This window comes from Nisaea acidiphila, from assembly GCF_024662015.1.
GTDB lineage: Bacteria > Pseudomonadota > Alphaproteobacteria > Thalassobaculales > Thalassobaculaceae > Nisaea > Nisaea acidiphila.
The window spans coordinates 4,105,199-4,124,319 of record NZ_CP102480.1 but is presented as its reverse complement, the minus strand read 5'-3'; the positions used below and the strand labels follow the sequence as shown (position 1 = coordinate 4,124,319).

The following is a 19,121-nucleotide window of genomic DNA, read 5'->3' as shown; positions in this document are numbered from 1 at the left end:
ATCACGGTCCCTCGCCGTGGCCCGAAATTCTGTCCCTGCAAACGTCATGCGGGCCTGAGGCAGCACCGCTGCTTCAAGCCCGCAAAAGAGACCGGTAAGCGAGGCCCCGCGTTCAGCCTGCGCGCGGCAATTCCGCTTCCACAAGCGCAGCCCAGAGGCTGGCGCCGGTGGTCAGGGTCTCGTCGTTGAAGTCGTATTCCGGGTGATGGACCGAATGAGTATGGGTCTCGTCACCGCCGCCGAGGAAGATGTACGCACCGGGACGCTCTTCGAGCATGTAGGAGAAATCCTCGCTCCCCATCAGGGCGTCCGTGTCGGTATCGACCGCATCCGCACCGACCACGCTCGCAGCGGCGGCGACGACACGCTCGACCTGTGCGTCGTGGTTCGTCGTGACCGGATAGCCTTCCCTGTAGACGCATTCGATCTCGATACCGTTGGCATGCGCGAGCCCTTCGCAGAGCTTCTGGAACTTCTCCTTGATCAGCGTCTGCGTCGCTTTGGTCATGGTCCGGACAGACGCATTCAGCATCGCTTCGCCCGGGATGACGTTATTGGCCGTGCCGGCATGGAACTGGGTGATCGAAACAACCGCGTTTTCGAACGGATCGATCGAGCGGGAAACGAAGGTCTGGGCCGCCTGGTAGATCTGCGTCCCGATCGCGATCGGATCGATCGCCATGTGCGGCATGGCGGCATGGCCCCCGCGTGCCTTGATGGTGATGGTCACGGAATCCGCACCCGCCATCAGCGGGCCCTTGCGGATCGCGAACTGGTTCTTCGGGATCTGCGGCATGTTATGCAGGCCATAGACCGCATCGCAGGGGAAGCGGTCGAACAGACCGTCCTGGATCATCGCCTTGGCGCCCCCGCCGCCTTCCTCGGCAGGCTGGAAGAAGAGATGCACGGTGCCATCGAAGTTCCGTGTCTCGGCAAGGTATTTGGCTGCGCCGAGCAGCACCGAAGTATGTCCGTCATGGCCGCAGGCGTGCATCTTTCCGTCGACCTTGGACTTGTATTCCGGATTGGACACTTCCTGCATCGGCAGGGCGTCCATATCGGCGCGGATGCCGATAGCTCCATCACCCGAACCGTTGCCCCGGATCACACCGACCACGCCGGTCTTCCCGATCCCCTCGTGAGTCTCGATCCCCCAGGCGCGCAGCTTCTCGGCGACGATGCCCGCCGTGCGGGTCTCCTCGTAGCAAAGCTCGGGATACATGTGAAAATCATGCCGCCATTCACGCATTTCGGCTTCAAACTCGGCAATACGGTTCTTGATCGCCATGGCAAGGAAATCCTCTCTGACTTGAGTTCGCTCGGAGGGCTCACCCGGTGCCGGATCGGTATCCGACCAATCCCGGCATCGGCGGAGCGTTGTGGTGGGCTGAATAACTCTTACCGTAGTCCGCCATCCGGCGAAAAGCGCCAACGCGGTTCCCGCCGGGAAAAAGACCGTCGCCGTCCAAGATTTGACAGAGGTCAATGCTCTGCCCGGGCATCGAGAGGACTATGAAACGACATTAAACCCAAGTGATTTTGTGTTGGAGGAGCGGAAATGGTTGAAAAGGTCTCACAATCCAATCCCACCCCTGATTGGCTCTCGCAGCTTTATGCCCCTGTCCGTCAGTTTGGAGAGCGCATCGCCGAATTCCTGGCACCGGCATCGGAAGCTTCGGCCAAGCCGGAATATTATGAGATCGCCATAGAACTTCCTGGCGTAAAGGAAAGCGATATCTCGATCGAGCTGCATGACAGCACCCTGACGATCGTCGCCGAAAAGCGTTCCACGCGGGAAGAAAAGGACCGGAACTACTTCTTCTCCGAGCGTCAGTACGGCAGCTATCGTCGCGTGTTCCGGTTGCCGCCGGATGCGGACGGTAACAAGGTGACCGCCCATCACGAGGACGGCGTTCTCACGATCCTGATCGCAAAGATCTCGCCGGAACAATCAAACCCGAAGCGCATCAAGGTCCAGCGCCGCTAGAAGGCATCGGCGACGGCTCTCGCCCTATTGGATGCCGCCAAGGCGACTTTGGTTAACGGCCTTATGCATCGGTATGAGCGAGAGCCCGCGCGCCAAGCGCGGAGGTAAGAAAACAACCTTCAGAAGGCCAGCATCACTCATCCGTCACGCAAAACATGATCCATAATATTCGTTACTGAAATTTTTATAAGGCCGGACAACAAAAACCCAAAAAATATTACCGGAGATGAATTTAGCTATTTATTCAAATTGCTTGGTATTTTTACAACAAATGAACAATCCATGGAAATCGCTCCATTTTTGGTTTTCAAAATAAAGAAAATATGCCTAGATAATTGCGGCACTTATACGTATTCAATATGGCTAATTATCTGATTTAAATATACTTTTACATCTTTCCCTTATTTTATTTATGCTATTTAAAGTTGATTTTGAGCGAAATCATGATTCATGCAATTTTGGACTAAACCTAGAATTACAGATTAAGCGCACACCCTAAGAGTCGCATGCGGCAAGGAAGGCGGGACAAAATGTTCTCATCTCTTTCCATCAAAACCAAGATCATCAGCGTCTGCTTGGTAACCCTTCCACTCCCACTCATCGCACTCGGCTACGCGATCCTCTCCATGAACTTGATCGGAGCCGAACTGAAAGAGATTGCGGAAGAAGACATGCCGCTGACCCGCGGCCTGACAGAGGTCACGGTACTCCAGCTGGAACAGGCCGTGCATTTCGAGAAAGCCATGCGGTTTGCCGGCATCAGGGCAAGCGACGGCGACAACGAGTCCGCATTTGCGAAGCAGGTAGAACTGTTCGAAACACAAAGCGGTAAGGCGGACGAGACGTTCCGCCATATCGCGGAGAAGCTCGAACACGCCATCCAAGTGGCTGAGCAGTTGAAACATTCAGACGCGCTCGCGGAGTTCAGGATGCTCGCAGAGCGCACAAAAGCTGCCGAAAAACACCATGCAGAGTACGAAGCACTGGCGGAACAGGTGTTTGAAGCGCATCGGCAAAACGATGCCGCAAAGGCTCTGGAGCTGGCGGCGCTTACGGAAACCCTCGAAACCAAGCTCGACCACGAACTCGCAGAAATCCTCGTGGAGATCGAGAACTACACCCAACAGTCTCTGCTGACTGCGGAGGCGCATGAACAATCGGCCCTTAAGATCATCATCGCGCTCTCCGTCCTTGGCCTGATCGGGGGCTTGCTCGCGGGTATCGGCATCGGCGCAATGATCGCCCGGCCTATCCTGCAACTCACGTCGGCAATGGCAAGGCTCTCCACCGGAGACTACAGCGCCGAGGTCCCGGCCCGCGGGCGACGGGACGAGATCGGCGGGATGGCGGAAGCCGTGTCCGTCTTCAAGGAGGCCAGCATCGAGCTGGAACAGATGACGGAATCCCGGAACCGCGAGCAGGAAGAGCAACAGCGCCGCTTGCAGGAAGCCATGAGATCGCTCAGCGATCAGCTTGAACAGGAGCTTCAGACCGCGGTTGCCGCCATCGCGGCCGAGATGGACCAAATGAGAGAACGTTCCGCCTCGATGACATCGTCTTCCGAGAACGTGAAGGAAGAAAGCATCGCGGTTGCGGCCGCCTCGGAGGAGGCGAACGTCAATGTGAATACCGTCGCCGCAGCCTCGGAAGAGATGGCTCAATCGATCCAGGAAATCGGACGACAGATCGAGGAATCCACGCGTATCGCCCGCGAAGCCTCCGACAATATCGAGCGTACAAATGGCACCGTGGAAGGACTGGCCAACGCCGCGGACAAAATCGGTCAGGTCGTCGGCCTGATCACCGATATCGCCGAACAAACGAACCTCCTTGCTCTAAACGCGACCATCGAGGCGGCCCGTGCCGGCGAAGCCGGCAAGGGCTTCGCGGTCGTTGCCAGCGAAGTCAAATCGCTCGCCAATCAGACCGGCAGCGCCACCGAAGACATCTCGGGACAAGTGCGGAGCATTCAGGAGATTGCAACGGAGGCGGTTTCCGCCATGCGCCGGATCGCCGAGACCGTAGAGCAGATCAATGAAATCTCGGACCAGATCGCCGGTGCAATGGGTCAACAGACCCAGACGACGGACGAAATCGCCCGCAACATTCAGGAAGCTGCAGCCGGAACGCGGGAAGTCTCCACCAAGATATCTTCGGTCGCCGACGCCGCCGAACAGAATGGCGCCATGTCCCGAGAGGTCAGCACCTCCGCAGTCACGATTGCCCAGCAAATGGAGCAGCTCCAGGAACGCCTAACGGTGATCCTGCGGGAATCCGCTGCCGGGAACCGGCGTGAGGCGGAACGCCGGACCGTTATGGCAAGTTCGCGGATCGAACTCGCTGGCGCTTGGCATATGTGCGAAATCAGCGATATCTCCGAGACCGGTCTCGAGATCGGCACCGAACACCAAGCGCCTGTCGGTACGACCTTCGCGGTCGATCTCATGGGGCTGGGAACCGTTCAGGCCAAGATCGTCCGGCAACGCAAACGCGTGAAAGGATTCGCCGCGGAATTCATCGACATGACGGACGAAATCCGCGACGCCATTCGAAATTGGGGCGATATGGCTGCCGCCGCCTGAACAATCGCGGCACCAACATATCGGCACGGCCGATTGCTACTCGGCCGCGCCGACCGCCGGCAGCGCTTTCAGATAGCGGGCGATGGCAAGACGGTCATCGTCGTCAAGCTGAGACGTGTTCTCCACGACGTCCGCCATCGAGCCGCCCGCCGTATCGAAATCCGGTGTGAAGCCCGATTTCAGATATTCCGCGATATCCGCCTCGGACCAACCCGAGATCGTCTCGCCGCCCGGCGTCAGGTTCGGGATCGTGCCTGGTCCGTCCGGGTTCGGCCCGCCGCCGAGCCAACGCGCCAGGTCAGGCCCTCCGATCGGAGAGCGCGGCGTGTGGCACTCGCCGCAATGGCCCGGTCCTTCGACGAGATAACGGCCCCGCTCCAGATCTTCACCGACCGGCACGACCGGCTCGGGGGCGAGATAAAGCAATTTCCAGAAGCCGACGGCACGCCTTATCGAGAAAGGGAACCCGATATCGTGCGGCCGGTTCGCCCGATCTGATGCCGGCAACACCGTCAGATAGGCCCAGAGATCCAGCAGATCCTCGACCTGCATCCGGGCATAGGAGGTATAGGGAAAGGCGGGGTAGAAATGCCCGCCGTCCGGCGAGGTGCCGTACTTCATCGCATTCACGAAGTCGACCGGCTCCCATCGCCCGATCCCGGCGTCAGGGTCCGGCGAGATATTCGGAGCATAGAATGTCCCGAACTCTGTCTTGAAGGCCCGCCCGCCGGCGAGAACGAGCTTGTCCGTGCCTTTCGCGCCTTCCGGCGCGTGACAGGAAACGCAGCCGCCAATGGCAAACAACGTTGCACCGCGCTCCGGATCTCCTTTCCCGGCCGGCAAGTCCGCCGCACCGATCTGCTTCGGCGCGGACAGGAACCACGCCGCAACCGCCGCGGCCAGCCCCAGTACGACGATGCCTATCGATATCCGGCGCATCGGACCCGTCAAATCTTTCTCCTGTGGCCCCGCGGCGACGGCGCGAGCGCCGCCGCCACAAGGGTCCGTTCGGTCTATTTCGGAGCGCGGAACTGCTTGTGGCAACCGCCGCAGGACTTGCCGACATCTCCGATCCCGGCCTTCAACGCGTCGAGACCGTTACCGGCGACCTGCGCGAGGGCGCCCGCAGCGTCCGTCAGCGCTTTGCCTTTCTCGGAGATCGCCGGATAGGTCGTCCAGATTTCCGGCAGCGCTCGGGTTTTGCCTTCCATCGCGAAATTGTCCGAACCTTCGGGCCACATGCCTTGCTGGCTCAGGCTGGAAAGCGCATGGAGATTGTCCGCCGCCTGCTTTGCTTTTTTTGCATCGTACTCGACGCTGCCTTTCGCCATCCCGCCGAGCATGCCGAGATTCCAGGCATAGAGCTTCATCTGGGCATTACGCGCTTCGACGGCTTTTTCGAGATGACCGTCCGCCAAGGCGGAGGTTCCGGCCAAGGTCGCGGCAATAGCGGCACCGGCCAATGCGATTGAGACTTTCCGCATTTTCACTCTCCCGTATCAGGTGTTTTTTATTGATTGTTCTTATAGGCTAGCGCCGCGTAAATTTCTGTACATTCCCTAATACTTCACCGAAAAGTGTGCGGTGATGCACAATATACGCTGGGACGATCTGCAATATGTTCTCGCGGTCGCGGAGCACGGATCGCTCTCCGCCGCGGCCCGCGCGCTCGGCGTCAATCACGCCACGGTCCTCCGCCGCATCACCGCTTTCGAGGAAGATATTGGCCAAGCCCTGTTCGACCGCCCGCCGGGCGGTTACCGGGTCAAAAGCGAAATGCGGGAAATGCTGGCCGCGATCGAGAGCATGGGGCGGACCGCAGAGCGCATCGAGCGCGTGATACCGACGCTCGGCAAGGGACTGGAAGGGACAATCCGGCTGACCACCACGGATTCCATCGCCGACCTGCTGTTGCCCCGCATCCTCGGCGACCTCGCCCGGCTGCACCCGAAACTCAGCGTCGACCTGATGATCTCGAACCGGCATGTGGACATGGCGCGCCCCGACGCCGAGATCACGCTACGCCCGACCGCCGCCCTTCCCGAGGGCCTCGTCGGAACGAAAATCTGTACGATGGGTTTTGCGGTCTTCGCCCATCCGGACTATCTCACCGCCACCCCGGACACGGACCCGCAACAACACCGCTGGCTCGCGATCAACCTTCCGAGGAGCCCGATACGGGATTGGCAGGACCGGCAGATCGGCAGCGCGGTCCATCTTTCCGCCGACAGCTTCCTCACCCTCTCACGCCTCGCGGAGGCCGGTCTCGGCATTGCGATGCTGCCCGCCTTCGTCGGCCGCAGCAGCCCCAAACTCGTGCCTGCGCCGGCCTTTCCGGACCTACTGGAATTCGACCTATGGGTTGCCACACACCCGGATCTTATGAAAACCGAACGAGTGGCCACCATGATGACCTTCCTCGCGGACGCAATCGCGGCCGGGGCCGAATTTCTGGCCTGAAGAGCCCCTAAAGGATCTGACTCAGGAACTCTTTCGTCCGCGGGTCCTTAGCCTCGGAGAAGAAGGTCGACGGCGGACCGTGTTCGACGATGACCCCGCGGTCGGTGAAATAGATGTGGTTCGCGACCTCGCGGGCGAAGCCCATCTCGTGGGTGACGAGAATGCAGGTCATCCCCTCTTCCGCCAGCTCGCGGATCGTCACAAGCACTTCCTTCACCGTTTCCGGATCGAGTGCCGCCGTCACCTCGTCGAACAGCATGACGTCGGGATGCATGGCGAGCGAACGGGCAATCGCGACGCGCTGCTGCTGGCCGCCGGAGAGCTCGCCCGGATAGCTGTCCTCCTTGCCCTCAAGCCGGACCTTGCGGATCAGATCGCGCGCCCGGGCCTCGACCTCCTCCTTGTCCTGTTTCAGGACCAGGACCGGCGCCATCATGATGTTCTCGAGCGCGGTCTTGTGCGGGAAGAGATTGTACTGCTGGAAGACCATGCCGACTTTCTTGCGCAGCTCCAGCTTGTCCAGCTTCGGGTCATTGACCTCCTGCCCCTCGACCGTGATCGAGCCCTGCTGGATGTCGTTCAGCGCGTTGATGCAGCGTATGAAAGTGGATTTACCGGAGCCCGACGGGCCGATGATGCAGACGCACTCGCCTTTCATCACGTCCATCGAGATGCCTTTCAGCACCTCCACGTCGCCGAAAGACTTGTGCACGTCCTTGGCGCTGACCATTGGCTGGTCGGGGGTCCATGTCGCCGTCGTCATGAGATCGGCCTCCCTCAGAGCTTGACCGCGAACCGCCGCTCTAGGCGGACCGTCAGGCGGGCGATCGGATAGCAGTAGGCAAAGAAAATCAGCAGCGCGAAACCGTAGAACGGCACCAGGAGTTCCGGCTGGTTTCCGGCGGACTCCATTGCCTGACGCGTCAGGGTGAGCAGTTCCTCGACACCGAGCAGCGAGCAGAGCGGTGTCGCCATGGTCAGGATGGCGTACCAGTTCATCCACGGCGGGATCATCCGCTTGAAACATTGCGGCAGGATGATGCGCCAAAGCGTCTGCGTGCGAGTGAAAGCAAGGGATTCGGACGCTTCCCACTGCGCGGTCGGTACCGACTGCACGGCGCCGCGCACGATCTCCGCGATATTCGCCATGATCGGCAGGCTGAGACCGATAACGGCCTTCATCCAGTCCGGAACCGGGATGATCAGATCGCCGATCACGATCTCGAAGGGGAAGGCCAGCAGCACGATATAGAGCAGCACCAGCCAGGGCGAGTTGCGGAAGGTCTGGGTGATGAATTTCGCAGCCATCCTCACGCCCGGATTGAGCGATATCTGCGCCAGTCCCAGCACCGCGCCAAGCACCGTTCCGATCGCCATCGCGAAAAAGGAGATCAGCACGTTGAAGAGGAAGCCCTTCGTCGTCAGGAACCAGAGCCAGCGGTAGAGCGTGCTGAAGGCGTCGCCCGTCGTGAAAGCCGCCTGAGCGGCAAGTGGCCAGAGCCCGACCACGAGGGCGAGCAAAGCCGGAACCCAGAGCGGAATATTGGCGAGCCATCGGGTCAGAAGATAAGGATCCGGCCCGCTCGCTTTCACAGGATCGATCGGCAACAGGACCGGCAGGTCGGTCGTCGCCGGCCGGGCGATGCCCGGAATGCCCCGCGCGCTCATTGTCCGTATCCCGGAATGCGCATCGCCTTTTCCCAGCGGTGCATGGAGAAGACCAGGATGCCGACAAGCCCGATATAGATCACGAACACCATGGTCAGCGACGGGTACATCGCCGAGGGATAGTCGTTCCAGATGCCGACGAACTGATAGAGCAGCTCCGGAACCGCAATGGCGAGCGCCTGGGTCGTGGTCTTCACCAGGTTCACGAGATTGTTGTTCAGTGCCGGCAGGCTGACGCGGAAAGCCAGCGGAAAGACGATGTAGATATAGGTCTGAAGGCGGCTGAAACCGAGCGCCTCCGCGGCCTCGCGGGTCGACCCCGGGACCGCCTCGATCCCGGACCGGAAGATCTCCACGTTGAATGCTCCGGCGAAGAAGCTGAGGGAGATGATGGCCCAGCCGACATTGGAAATGATCGGCACCTCGAGCCAGCCGTCCGGCGAGTAGGTCGGCGTGAACTGTCCGAGGGCGAAATAGAAGAAGAGCAGCTGTACGAAGGGCGGCGTGTTGCGGAAGAACTGGATATAACCCTGCACGACGGAGCGCAGAATGCGGTTCGGCGAGCCTTGCGCCCAGGCGCCGACAATCCCGATCAGCACGCTGAAGATCACGCAGGCGACCGATAGCTGAAGCGTCACCCAGAATCCCTCAACGACCCGCTCCCACTGGGTGGGATCGTGAAAGAAGATGAAATTCCAGCGCGGCGCCACCTCGTAAAGATCGAGGAAGAACTGGCGAATGAACTCGATCATCCCGTCCGGCCCAAATACTGAAGGAGGCGCCACCGGAGCGGCGCCTCCAATGATTGGAAGATCAGAGACTTACTTGTCGAGCCAGTCTTTGAAACGCTCTTTCTTGTCGGCGAGGAAGGAGGTCGCCTTGATGCCCCACTTCTTTTCCCACTCGATCAGCTGGCCGTTCTGCAGCCAGTTGTAGCTGAGGCCGGACATGAAATTGCCGAAGACGCAATCCTTCTCGGCAAGCGGCACAGCGAGGCCCCAGGGATTGTCGTCCTCGGAGCTGAGCGGCATCTCGAAATCGTCCCAATTTCCCGAGGAGAGATCGGAACCGATCGAGGAATCGTCATAGACCCATGCGATACACTTCTTGTCGCGGAGGGCTTGCTTGGCTTCGGCGTTGCCGGTGAAGGCGATGACCTTGGCACCGTACCGCTCGGTCACGATCTTGTTGTAGAACGCGCCCTGCTTGCCGCAGACCGGCTTGTCGCGGAGATCTTCCCACTTGGTCAGACCGAGCGCCTTCGGCGACATGACGTTGGTTCCGGAGGTGTAGTAGTTGGGCTGCACGATGCCGACGATCTTGCGACGGTCCGGACGGTCGGACATGGTCGCGATCATCAGGTCGATCTTGCCCTGCTCAAGAAACTGCATGCGGTTCGAGGACTGTACCGGCACCAGCTCGACCTCGACGCCCATCGCGTCCGCGGCAGCCTTCGCCATGTCGATTTCCATGCCGACGAGATTGCCGGACTCGTCCCGGAAGCCCCACGGCTTGTAGTCGGCCTTGACGCCGACGACCATCTTGCCGCGGCTCATGACCTTCTTCCAGGTGTCGTTGGTGCATTGCGCGGCCGTTGCGATGCTGGCCGAAGCCATAAGCATCGCGGCCGAAAGCGCGAGAACTTTCTTCATCTGAGAATCTCCTGTTTGACGCCAAGCCTCTGAAAACCGGCCACCACTCCTGCGTTGCACAAGAAAGACTGGCCAGCCCTGTTGCATTTTATTGTTTTGCCGCCGATCCAGGACGGATCATGCAGCGTCCTTTAACCGTACGAATCAAATGTTTCTTTTGTCAATCGTCGCTCTACGCCTGCCTTTCCGAGCCTTACGCATTTCCTATTGCGCGACATGTAACAGTTAAGCAATCATCTGTATCGTTTGTTACAAACTATACAATAGGCACCGTGGAACAGCTCCTGGACTCTCTGACCGAAGCCTTGCCCAAGCTCAGCGCGAGCATGCGCCGGGCCGCTGCCGCCGTTCTTGACAATCCGGGAGCCGTCGCCGTCACCTCAATGCGGGGTATGGCGGAACAGGCCGCCGTTTCTCCCCCAACCATGTTGCGGCTCGCGCGCCGTTTCGGTTTCGGGAACTACGAAGATTTTCGCGACGTCTTCAAGGAGAGCCTTGCAGGCGGGCGCTATCGAGATCGGGCCACCGATCTGCGGCGAAACACCCGAGACGGCGGCATCGCTGGGCTCGTGACCGATACCGCGGATGCGGGCATCGCAGGTCTGGAGCAGTTCCATGAAACCTGGTTCGCCCGCAACGTTGAGAAGGTTGCCGCCTTGATCGCCAGCGCGCCGAAGACCTTCGTGGTCGCTTCCGGCGCGACTTTCGGACCGGCCGCAACGTTTCACTATGTATGCCGCATGGCTCAACCGGCGATCGAGCTTGTGAATATCGCCGGCCAAAATGCAATCGACGGCGTCGCGCCGGTCAGCGCCGGCGACGTCGTCTTCGCCATCAGCACCCTACCCTATGCCCGGCCGACCGTTGAAGCGGCGGAATTCGCTCACGCGCATGGTGCGCGCGTCGCCATCCTTACCGACCGTCCGAGTTCCCCGCTCGCGCGGCTGGCGGAGGCCGCGATCTTCATCGAGACCCGAAACCCGCATTATTTCCCATCGAAAATCAGCCTCAACGCAGCCCTCGAGGCGGTGAGCGCGGCAGTCGCCGTCGCGCGTGGAGATGCCGCCATCGCCTCGATCGCCCGGTTCGAGGCTGCCCTGAAACACGCGAATTTTTACTGGAGCGACGCAGGATGAGCGATCACCCCATTCCCTCCCACGCATCCGTCGTCGTGATCGGCGGCGGGATCCTAGGTTGCTCAACGCTCTATCATCTCGCAAAACTCGGGATCACGGACGCAGTCCTGATAGAGCGCAACAAACTGACATCCGGAACGACCTGGCATTCCGCCGCGCAGGTCAGAGCGTTGCGCTCGACACGCAATCTCACCGATCTGATCCGCTACTCGATCGAGCTCTTTTCCTCACTCGAAGAAGAGACCGGGCAGGCCACAGGCTGGATCAACAAGGGCTCCCTGTCGATCGCGACTTCACAGGATCGGATGACCCATATCCGCCGCCAGGCGGCCCTCGCGGCGCTCTATGGCGTCGAAGCGAGCGTCGTCTCCGCCGGCGAGGCGAAAGAGCGCTGGCCTCTGATGAATGCGGAGGATGTGATCGGCGCGGTCTGGTCGCCGGACGACGGACGGGTCAGTCCCTCGGATCTCTGCGCCGCCCTCGTCAAAGGCGCGAAAGCCCGAGGTGCCAAAGTTTTCGAGGACACACCGATGCTCGGGATCGAAACGGACGGCGGCCGTGTAACCGCTGTCGAAACCGCGGCCGGCCGGATCCGGACCGATGCGGTCGCGCTCTGCACGGGCCTTTGGAGCCGGGAGGCTGCCGCGAGAGCCGGCGCAGAAGTGCCGGTGTGGCCATGCGAGCACTTCTATCTCCTGACCAAACCGGTCGCGGGAATCGAAGGCAATCTGCCGACACTCTCCGACCACGATTCCCATCTCTATATCCGGGACGATTCCGGCGGCCTTCTCGTCGGCTGCTTCGAGCCGCTCGGCAAATCGATCGACCCGGCACGGCTAGGAGAGGATTTCGCGTTCCAGCTCTTGCCTGAGGACTGGGATCATTTCGAACCGATGATGACCGGCGCGCTTCACCGGCTGCCCGCGCTTGAGACGGCGGAGGTGAAGATGCTGCTGAACGGCCCCGAGAGCTTCACACCGGACGGCTCTTTCCTGCTCGGCGAGACCGCAGAGACGCGTGGGCTGTTCCTCGGATGCGGAATGAACTCCGTCGGGGTCGCGACCGGCGGCGGCGCCGGAATGGCACTCGCTCACACAATCCGCGACGGCCACCCTCCGGTAGACCTCCATGAAGCCGACCCGAAGCGCTTTCCTGCATGCCTGAATTCCGCCGGCGCCCTTGCAGCCCGCGCTCCCGAAGTGCTGGGAAAGCATTACGAGATCACCTACCCCGGGCGGCAATGGTCGAGCGCCCGCGATCTCCGCCGAATGCCCCTGGATGCGGCCTGGCGCGGTGCCGGCGCCCAATTCGGCCAAGTCTATGGCTGGGAACGGCCGCTCTATTTCAGCGACGAGGCAGCAGAACCGCTGAGCTTCGGGAAACCGGCATGGTTCGATGCTGTCGGGGCGGAGATTAGAATTGCGCACGAAGGCGCCGCGATCTTCGACCAGTCAACATTTGGCAAGATCGCGGTGCGAGGTCCCGATGCGGAGCAATTCCTCAACCGTGTCTGCGCCAATGATATGGCCAAGCCTCCGGGACGCGCGATTTACACCACCATGCTGAATGCGCGAGGCGGAATCGAGAGCGACCTGACCGCCCTCCGTCTCGACGATGAATCTTACCGTCTCTATGTCGGCACCGGCGCAGTCAAGCGTGACCTCGCCTGGCTCCGGCGGCATCTCAAGACCGACGAACGCGTGACCGTGACGGACGAGACCGAGGAATATGCTGTCCTGGGACTGATGGGGCCCGAAAGCGGAGCGATCGCGGATCGGATCGGCGCTACGGACCTCAACAGCATCCGCTACTTCTCCCACGCCGCGTCCGAGATTGCCGGACGGCCGATACGGGCGGCGCGGCTCTCCTATGTCGGCGAATATGGCTGGGAGATCACCTGCAGATCGGAAGATGCCGAAATCATACTCCACGCCCTTTCCGAGGCCGGCGCGCGCCCGGCCGGGTTGTTCGCCCAAACCGCGATGCGGATCGAGAAACAGTTTCTCGCCTACGGACATGACATCGACACCGATCTCGATCCGCTACAGCTCGGACTCGGCTTCGCCGTGGCCTGGGAAACCGGCTTCATCGGCCGGGACGCCCTTGAAGCACGGCGAGAACGCTCGGACCGGCCAACGGTGGCAACCTTGATCGCCGAAACCGACTCCTGGCCGCTTGGCAACGAACCCGTGAGGCTCGACGGCGCGATTGTCGGCAAGACCAGCTCGGCCGCTTTTGGCTACCGCATTGGCGCGCCGGTGGCACTCGCCCTACTCGATCCGCATGCCATCGGCAAAGACCTGGAAATCGATGTCGCAGGAGAACCGGTCGGTGCGCGTGCTCAAGCGGGGGCCGCCTTCGACCCGAACGGAAACCGGATGCGCGCACGCATTGCAGACGCCGGCTGACCTCGCCCCTTTGCTCTCGGGACCAGCGTTCTACATTCTTCAAAATGATCCGGCTCGACAGATTGCACGCCCTGCTCCCGGTCCTGCTGCTCGCCTCGGCCCCAGCCGCCGCGGCCGAAGATTTGTCCGTCACCTTCACCGAAGCCTCCCCGGTCGATCTGATCATCGTGGAGAACCGAAGCACCTGCGACCTCTACGATTTTGGCCTTCAGATCGATCTACGCAGTTCGGCCGCCGGCCTGGTGTTCGACATTTCCGAAGGCGGCGCCGGCGCGAGCGTCTACCAGCCGTTCGAGCTTCTGGAGGGCCGCGAGGCAGTGCGCAGCTTCGCTCCGGTCCGCGACGGCGACCGCGTCGCGTCGATCCTGTTTGGCACGCTTGAAGCCGGACAGCGCGTCATCTTCACCGTGGACGTCGATGACACCTCCGCCGAAAGCGCCTGGGGCCAGACAGTGATCGACGGTGCCGAGATCGCCGGGGCCACGATCGTGATCACAACGGTCGGCGAGGAACCTTCGACCGCGTTTTTCCTGCCGGACGGCCGAGCGACAGCGAAACTGCGCGGATGCGGACCTGTTTCCTAAGTTACTGTCCGGCTATAGCAAAAACTGCCCCCATATTATTTTCCGGTGTATTTTTTACTTCACCACGCGCCAAGGTTGCTGTAGTGCAATTTCTCACTCTGCCCGCCAGTGAGTGATGCCGCGTGACCCCGAAAGCGAACGTCTCCGAAAAACCGTTCGAGAATGTGAGTTCTCCACTGCTGCGCGAAGCCTTCCGGCTTTGGCAGGAAAAACGGCGGGACCGGCCGATGGCCAGCCGTGCCGACTTCGACCCGCTGGAAATGCCCGGGCTCCTTCCCTTGATTATCCTTTTGGATGTCGAAGGCTCCCGGAACCGGATGAAAGTGCGGCTTGCCGGCACGAAGATCGTCGAGATGTTCGGCAGCGACTATACCGGCAGCTATCTGGACGAGATCGACTTCGGCGACGTCCGGGAAAAGGTGCTGCGCGAATACGGTCTGGCCGTCACGGAGAAGCGCCCGGTATTCTCGGACCATTCCTTTCGCAAGCCCGACGACTATCGCCACAAGATCGAACGCGCGATCCTGCCGCTCTCGAACGATGGGGAATCCGTCAACATGCTGCTGGCGGTGCTCGATTTCGAACGCCAGACGGACCTCGAAGACGGCTATTGAGCCGGACGGCATGGCTGAAACGGCCAGCCGTCAATATCCGTTACTCGTACAAACGCTTTTCTTCCGCCGCGAGGGGCATATAGACCAAGCGCCGGCGGCCCGCCTTGCCGGGGAAAACGCCCCGTATCACGGTGATGAAGCTTCGGTCATCCTGCATCAGGGAGGATCTGGAAAAGACAGGATCGCCAGTCCGAAACGCGGCCTGGAACTCCTCGAGACGCAGCTCCTTGAAATCGTCGCTGATGCCGTATCCGAACGGTTTTCCGGTATTGTCGAGCCCGACCAAGTCGGTCACCGCCGTGCCGATCAGACGGTGATTGAAACTTCCGTCCTCCATCTCCTCGAGGATCTGAACCCAGGGCAAAAGCGTGACCAATTCCGCGGGATCGAGGGCTTTACGGTCAAGATAGCCATCGCGTTCGCGCCGCGAGAGATAATATTCGTGGAACAGCCGCACCGGATGACGCGCGGGAACCGTCTCCGCGTCAAGCAGGCGCCGCTCGTCCCTGGCCGAGCCCCATACGATCTCCGGCGTCAAATCAATCCCCCGTTTCTCGGAGACAGTTCGCTTCGCCAATCTCTGCCGGAGTCAGCCTACACGCTTCATCGAAATTGAATCAAATAAATCGCAAATAGAACCAATCCCGGCTGGACCGGCACGTATCGCCGGGCGCCATGCTTCGGCGGTAATTGCGGGAAAACCGGAACTGATGTTTGGCGGAAAGTGGTCGCCGCTCAAGCAGTGTCCGTTCGCATCTGGAGGCCACATCCGAAGATCACTTCCCTTTTCATTACCAGGAATTGTAGGCGAGATATTTTCCGGACATCTCGATTTTCACCCGGTCGCCTTTCGGGTTCTCCACCCGGGTCACGGACATGTCGAAATCGATCGCGGACATGATGCCGTCACCGAACTTCTCGTGGATCAGCGCCTTAATGGTTGGCCCATAGACGCCGACGATCTCGTAGAGGCGATAGATACAGGGATCGGTCGGAACCCTCTGTTCCCAGACCTTGGTCGGGCTTTCCTCAAGGATCAGGGCGGCCTCCTGCGGCAGCGCGAGCACCTTGACCAGAGCTTCGGCCTTGTCCTTCGGCATGGCGTTCATGCCCATGCAGGCCGAGTGGGTCCAGACCGGGCTCATGCCGATCTTTTCCGCAATCCCCTCCCAGGTGAGCCCGGCAGCCCGTTTGAACTTGAGGATCAGAACAGTGACATCTTCCTTGTTTTCGAGAGTCATGGATTTCCTTTTCTTTAAACGTGACGATCAAAATCCGTCCGCGAGCCGCACGAGAAGCACGACGACAAGCAGAGCGAGTACAAGCGAGACGATCTTCCAGAACCGGACCGGATCGCGTTCGGCGAACGGGCGCTGGGTCCGGGCACGCCAGCCGGGTCCCGGAGCGGAGAGCTCGCCGACGAACTCGGAAAGCGCCGCCTGGCGCCGCGAGGGATGCGGACTGATGGCGCGCCGCAGCGCCTCGTCCATCCAGTCCGGCACGACGTTGTCCTCGCCGCAGGCGCTGCGATAGGTGAGCCGGCCGAGATCGCGGCGGCTGCGGATCCTGGAAACTGTCGTCCCATATGCCAGCCGGCCCGTCAGCATTTCGTAAGCGATGATCCCGAGAGAGAAGAGGTCTGCGGACCAGTTCACGGGCTCTCCCGTGAAATATTCGGGGGCCGTGTATTGAAGCGTCCCCAGGATTTCCTGCGGTTCCGGAGCCGCTTCATCGACTCCGGCGATATAGGTCGATCCGAGGTCGATGATCTTCACCGTTCCCTCGTCGTCGATCATGATATTCTCAGGGCGGAGATCCTGATGCAGCATCTCCTGACGGTGGAAGGCGCGCAGGCCCATCGCGATCTGACGGACAATGTCGCGAACCTTGTCGAGGTTCGGCGCGGGGTGGTCCCGCATCCATTGCCGAAGCGTGCGTCCGGAGACGAACTCGGTGACAGTGTAGAGGGCCGTTCTTTCTTCGGGTGATGGGACCGCCGCGAGAACGTGGGGGCTTGTGATCCGCCTGGCGACCCATTCCTCCATCGCGAAACGACGCAGGTAAGCGGCATCCTCCCGCTGGTCGAGGGAGGGAATCTTGAGCACGACCTGACGGCCGTCGGGCGCCGACGCGAGAAAGATGTGGCTGCGATGGCTCGCGTGCAGGGCGCGCAAGATCCTGTAGCCGTCCAGAACATCCCCCGCGTTCGGCAAGGGCGGCGGAGGAAGCTGGGCTTCGGCAGTCGATGGCGCTTCCGCGGTCGCTTCCGGGAGCGACTCGATCCGAACGATCTGGACCGTCAAATTATCGTCGCTGCCATGTTCGAGGGCGATCGCGGCGATCGCTTCCGCCGCCGCATCGAGCGAAGCGCTGTCGCGGATACATTCCGCGGCGGCGCGCTGCGGCAGATGATCGTGAATCCCGTCAGTGGTGAGCAACAACACATCGCCGGGGGCGAGATCGACCGGCAGATAATCAATCTCGACCGACGGAGCGGCCCCCATGGCGCGGCCGAGATAGCTGTCGCTCTCGGAGACAACATGGCGATGGTCCCGGGTGAGCGGCTCCAGGCTGTCGCCCGAGAGCCGGCTGATCCTGCTGTCGCCGACATGAAAGATATGGGCCGTCCGGTGTTTGAGGATGACAGCGGAGAGCGTGCAGACCCAGCCGAGATCGATGCTCTCAAGATGAGCCCGCCTGTTCTGTGAATGAAGCCAGGAATTGGTCGCTGCGATGACGCGGCTGGCGGCGGAGCGTGTCGTCCAGCTGTCGGCCGTGCAGTAGTAGTCCGTCAGCAACGACTTGATGCAGGTTTCCGCCGCCTCACGGCTGACGGTGCTGGAGCCGATACCGTCGGCGACCGCGAGCACGATGCCCTTTAACGCCAGGTTCCGGCCTTCGGGCAGAAGTGCGCCGTGGAAGTCCTGATTGACCTTCTTCCGGCCGGAGTCGGAGTAGCTCCCGATACTGACTGCAAGGGTCGGGGACGCGTTCATGTCATAGGGCATCCGGGACTCCGATGGAGGGCCCCGGCCATACGGCCGGGGCTCCCGTCGAGATTTTATTCGGCCGGCATGCGGGCCGAGGTCGAAGCGGTTTGGATCTCGTTCCGCTTCGGCGAGGTCTTGTAGTGGGTGGCGTAGATCGTCGCGCCGACGAATGTCAGGCCGCCGACCAGGTTGCCGATCACCGTCGGGATTTCGTTCCAGAGCAGGTAATCGCCCCAGGTGAAATCGCCGCCAAGCAGCAGTCCCGACGGGAACAGGAACATGTTCACGATGGAGTGCTCGAAGCCGAGATAGAAAAAGATCAGGATCGGCATCCACATGGCGATGACCTTGCCGGAGACCGAACTCGACATCATCGCTGCGACGACGCCGGTCGAAACCATCCAGTTACACATCACCGCACGGATGAAGAGCGTCAGCATGCCGGCCCAGCCATGGTCGGCATAACCGACCGTCCGCGACTCGCCGATTACGCCGATCTTCTGGCCGACAGCATTCGGCTCTTCGGAAAAGCCGAACGTGAAGATGATGGCCATGAATACGGCGACCGTGAAGGCGCCCGCGAAATTGCCGACGAAGACCTGGCCCCAATTCCGGAGCACGCCGCCAAGCGTCACGCCCGGACGCTTGTCGAGCAAGGCCAGTGGGCAGAGTGTGAAGACACCGGTCAACAGGTCGAAACCAAGAAGGTAGAGGGTGCAGAAACCGACCGGGAAGAGCAGCGCTCCGATCAGGAACTGACCGGTATTCACCGCGACGGTGACCGCAAACGCGGCGGCAAGGGCAAGGATGGCGCCGGCCATATAGGCCCGGATCAAAGTGTCCTTGGTCGACATGAAGACTTTCGACTCACCTGCGTCGATCATCTTCGCCGCGAACTCGGACGGGACGATGTAAGCCATATCTGGCTCCTTTCAGGAGGAAACGGCGCAGCGCACGGCAGCTGCCGTGGGCCTCGCCTGTGTGCAGGACGGCCGGTCAATGGCGACAGGCCTGTGCGCAAGCGAAGAGAGCGGATGGCC

At 61.0% G+C, this 19,121-nt stretch carries 18 protein-coding genes; 7 read left to right on the top strand and 11 right to left on the bottom strand.

All coding sequences use genetic code 11. From position 1 onward, the window contains the following. Positions 1-112 precede the first annotated feature (112 nt). On the bottom strand, positions 113-1,288 hold the full coding sequence (locus NUH88_RS19230) for a M20 aminoacylase family protein (RefSeq protein WP_257768235.1): 1,176 nt from the start codon (positions 1,286-1,288) through the stop codon (positions 113-115). Between the two features lie 270 nt (positions 1,289-1,558). Here NUH88_RS19230 and NUH88_RS19225 point away from each other — a divergent pair, with 270 nt between their 5' ends. Continuing rightward, positions 1,559-1,987, top strand: a complete 429-nt coding sequence (locus NUH88_RS19225) for an Hsp20/alpha crystallin family protein (protein ID WP_257768233.1) — start codon at positions 1,559-1,561, stop codon at positions 1,985-1,987. A gap of 530 nt (positions 1,988-2,517) precedes the next feature. Further along, positions 2,518-4,569, top strand: a complete 2,052-nt coding sequence (locus tag NUH88_RS19220) for a methyl-accepting chemotaxis protein (protein WP_257768232.1) — start codon at positions 2,518-2,520, stop codon at positions 4,567-4,569. A 36-nt stretch (positions 4,570-4,605) separates the two neighbouring features. Here NUH88_RS19220 and NUH88_RS19215 read toward each other — a convergent pair whose 3' ends face one another. Both NUH88_RS19215 and NUH88_RS19210 read right to left on the bottom strand, forming a co-directional pair. Then, positions 4,606-5,520: a cytochrome c gene (locus NUH88_RS19215; protein ID WP_257768231.1), complete on the bottom strand. Its 915-nt coding sequence runs from the start codon at positions 5,518-5,520 to the stop codon at positions 4,606-4,608. A 62-nt stretch (positions 5,521-5,582) separates the two neighbouring features. Then, complete coding sequence (locus NUH88_RS19210; RefSeq protein ID WP_257768230.1) at positions 5,583-6,053, bottom strand: c-type cytochrome; 471 nt, start codon at positions 6,051-6,053, stop codon at positions 5,583-5,585. A 103-nt stretch (positions 6,054-6,156) separates the two neighbouring features. On the opposite strand from NUH88_RS19210, the gene NUH88_RS19205 reads away from it, so the two are divergent. After that, the gene (locus tag NUH88_RS19205; RefSeq protein WP_257768229.1) at positions 6,157-7,029 is read left to right on the top strand and encodes a LysR family transcriptional regulator; all 873 of its coding nucleotides are present in this window, start codon (positions 6,157-6,159) and stop codon (positions 7,027-7,029) included. 7 nt (positions 7,030-7,036) lie between these two features. On the opposite strand, the gene NUH88_RS19200 is transcribed toward NUH88_RS19205, so the two are convergent. The 4 genes from NUH88_RS19200 to NUH88_RS19185 all read right to left on the bottom strand — a co-directional run bounded on the left by NUH88_RS19200 (position 7,037) and on the right by NUH88_RS19185 (position 10,349). Continuing rightward, positions 7,037-7,792, bottom strand: coding sequence for an amino acid ABC transporter ATP-binding protein (locus NUH88_RS19200; protein WP_308220074.1), 756 nt, complete (start codon positions 7,790-7,792; stop codon positions 7,037-7,039). A 14-nt stretch (positions 7,793-7,806) separates the two neighbouring features. Further along, positions 7,807-8,697 carry an amino acid ABC transporter permease gene (locus NUH88_RS19195; RefSeq protein WP_257768228.1) on the bottom strand — a complete coding sequence of 297 codons (891 nt, stop codon included), beginning with the start codon at positions 8,695-8,697 and terminating at the stop codon, positions 7,807-7,809. Beyond that, a complete protein-coding gene (locus tag NUH88_RS19190) occupies positions 8,694-9,449 on the bottom strand; it encodes an amino acid ABC transporter permease (RefSeq protein ID WP_257768227.1) in 756 nt (251 codons plus the stop codon). Before NUH88_RS19190 ends, NUH88_RS19195 begins: the two co-directional genes overlap by 4 nt. Positions 9,450-9,518: 69 nt before the next feature. Continuing rightward, a complete protein-coding gene (locus NUH88_RS19185) occupies positions 9,519-10,349 on the bottom strand; it encodes a transporter substrate-binding domain-containing protein (protein ID WP_257768226.1) in 831 nt (276 codons plus the stop codon). Positions 10,350-10,621: 272 nt separating this feature from the next. Between NUH88_RS19185 and NUH88_RS19180 the strand changes: the two genes are divergently transcribed. The 4 genes from NUH88_RS19180 to NUH88_RS19165 all read left to right on the top strand — a co-directional run bounded on the left by NUH88_RS19180 (position 10,622) and on the right by NUH88_RS19165 (position 15,091). Beyond that, the gene (locus NUH88_RS19180) at positions 10,622-11,485 is read left to right on the top strand and encodes a MurR/RpiR family transcriptional regulator (protein WP_257768221.1); all 864 of its coding nucleotides are present in this window, start codon (positions 10,622-10,624) and stop codon (positions 11,483-11,485) included. Continuing rightward, positions 11,482-13,893 carry a GcvT family protein gene (locus NUH88_RS19175; protein WP_257768220.1) on the top strand — a complete coding sequence of 804 codons (2,412 nt, stop codon included), beginning with the start codon at positions 11,482-11,484 and terminating at the stop codon, positions 13,891-13,893. The genes NUH88_RS19180 and NUH88_RS19175 overlap by 4 nt, the downstream gene beginning before the upstream one ends. A 62-nt stretch (positions 13,894-13,955) precedes the next feature. Continuing rightward, entirely contained in the window at positions 13,956-14,477 is a 522-nt protein-coding gene (locus tag NUH88_RS19170) for a hypothetical protein (RefSeq protein ID WP_257768219.1), read from the top strand. A gap of 122 nt (positions 14,478-14,599) precedes the next feature. Further along, positions 14,600-15,091 carry a PAS domain-containing protein gene (locus NUH88_RS19165; RefSeq protein WP_257768217.1) on the top strand — a complete coding sequence of 164 codons (492 nt, stop codon included), beginning with the start codon at positions 14,600-14,602 and terminating at the stop codon, positions 15,089-15,091. A gap of 40 nt (positions 15,092-15,131) precedes the next feature. Here NUH88_RS19165 and NUH88_RS19160 read toward each other — a convergent pair whose 3' ends face one another. From NUH88_RS19160 to NUH88_RS19145, 4 genes are all read right to left on the bottom strand, one after another. Then, complete coding sequence (locus tag NUH88_RS19160) at positions 15,132-15,629, bottom strand: PAS domain-containing protein (RefSeq protein WP_257768215.1); 498 nt, start codon at positions 15,627-15,629, stop codon at positions 15,132-15,134. Between the two features lie 253 nt (positions 15,630-15,882). Beyond that, positions 15,883-16,332 (bottom strand): cyanase, encoded by a 450-nt coding sequence (gene cynS, locus NUH88_RS19155; protein WP_257768213.1) that lies wholly within the window; start codon positions 16,330-16,332, stop codon positions 15,883-15,885. Between the two features lie 27 nt (positions 16,333-16,359). Further along, a complete protein-coding gene (locus tag NUH88_RS19150; protein WP_257768211.1) occupies positions 16,360-18,099 on the bottom strand; it encodes a bifunctional protein-serine/threonine kinase/phosphatase in 1,740 nt (579 codons plus the stop codon). 53 nt (positions 18,100-18,152) lie between these two features. After that, positions 18,153-19,001, bottom strand: a complete 849-nt coding sequence (locus NUH88_RS19145) for a formate/nitrite transporter family protein (protein WP_257768209.1) — start codon at positions 18,999-19,001, stop codon at positions 18,153-18,155. Positions 19,002-19,121 lie beyond the last annotated feature (120 nt).

Coding starts and splice junctions, on each gene's coding strand:
- NUH88_RS19230 (WP_257768235.1), bottom strand. CDS start 1,288: ATGGCGATCAAGAACCGTATTGCCGAGTTTGAAGCCGAAATGCGTGAA.
- NUH88_RS19225 (WP_257768233.1), top strand. CDS start 1,559: ATGGTTGAAAAGGTCTCACAATCCAATCCCACCCCTGATTGGCTCTCG.
- NUH88_RS19220 (WP_257768232.1), top strand. CDS start 2,518: ATGTTCTCATCTCTTTCCATCAAAACCAAGATCATCAGCGTCTGCTTG.
- NUH88_RS19210 (WP_257768230.1), bottom strand. CDS start 6,053: ATGCGGAAAGTCTCAATCGCATTGGCCGGTGCCGCTATTGCCGCGACC.
- NUH88_RS19205 (WP_257768229.1), top strand. CDS start 6,157: ATGCACAATATACGCTGGGACGATCTGCAATATGTTCTCGCGGTCGCG.
- NUH88_RS19200 (WP_308220074.1), bottom strand. CDS start 7,792: ATGACGACGGCGACATGGACCCCCGACCAGCCAATGGTCAGCGCCAAG.
- NUH88_RS19195 (WP_257768228.1), bottom strand. CDS start 8,697: ATGAGCGCGCGGGGCATTCCGGGCATCGCCCGGCCGGCGACGACCGAC.
- NUH88_RS19190 (WP_257768227.1), bottom strand. CDS start 9,449: ATGATCGAGTTCATTCGCCAGTTCTTCCTCGATCTTTACGAGGTGGCG.
- NUH88_RS19185 (WP_257768226.1), bottom strand. CDS start 10,349: ATGAAGAAAGTTCTCGCGCTTTCGGCCGCGATGCTTATGGCTTCGGCC.
- NUH88_RS19175 (WP_257768220.1), top strand. CDS start 11,482: ATGAGCGATCACCCCATTCCCTCCCACGCATCCGTCGTCGTGATCGGC.
- cynS (WP_257768213.1), bottom strand. CDS start 16,332: ATGACTCTCGAAAACAAGGAAGATGTCACTGTTCTGATCCTCAAGTTC.
- NUH88_RS19150 (WP_257768211.1), bottom strand. CDS start 18,099: ATGCCCTATGACATGAACGCGTCCCCGACCCTTGCAGTCAGTATCGGG.
- NUH88_RS19145 (WP_257768209.1), bottom strand. CDS start 19,001: ATGGCTTACATCGTCCCGTCCGAGTTCGCGGCGAAGATGATCGACGCA.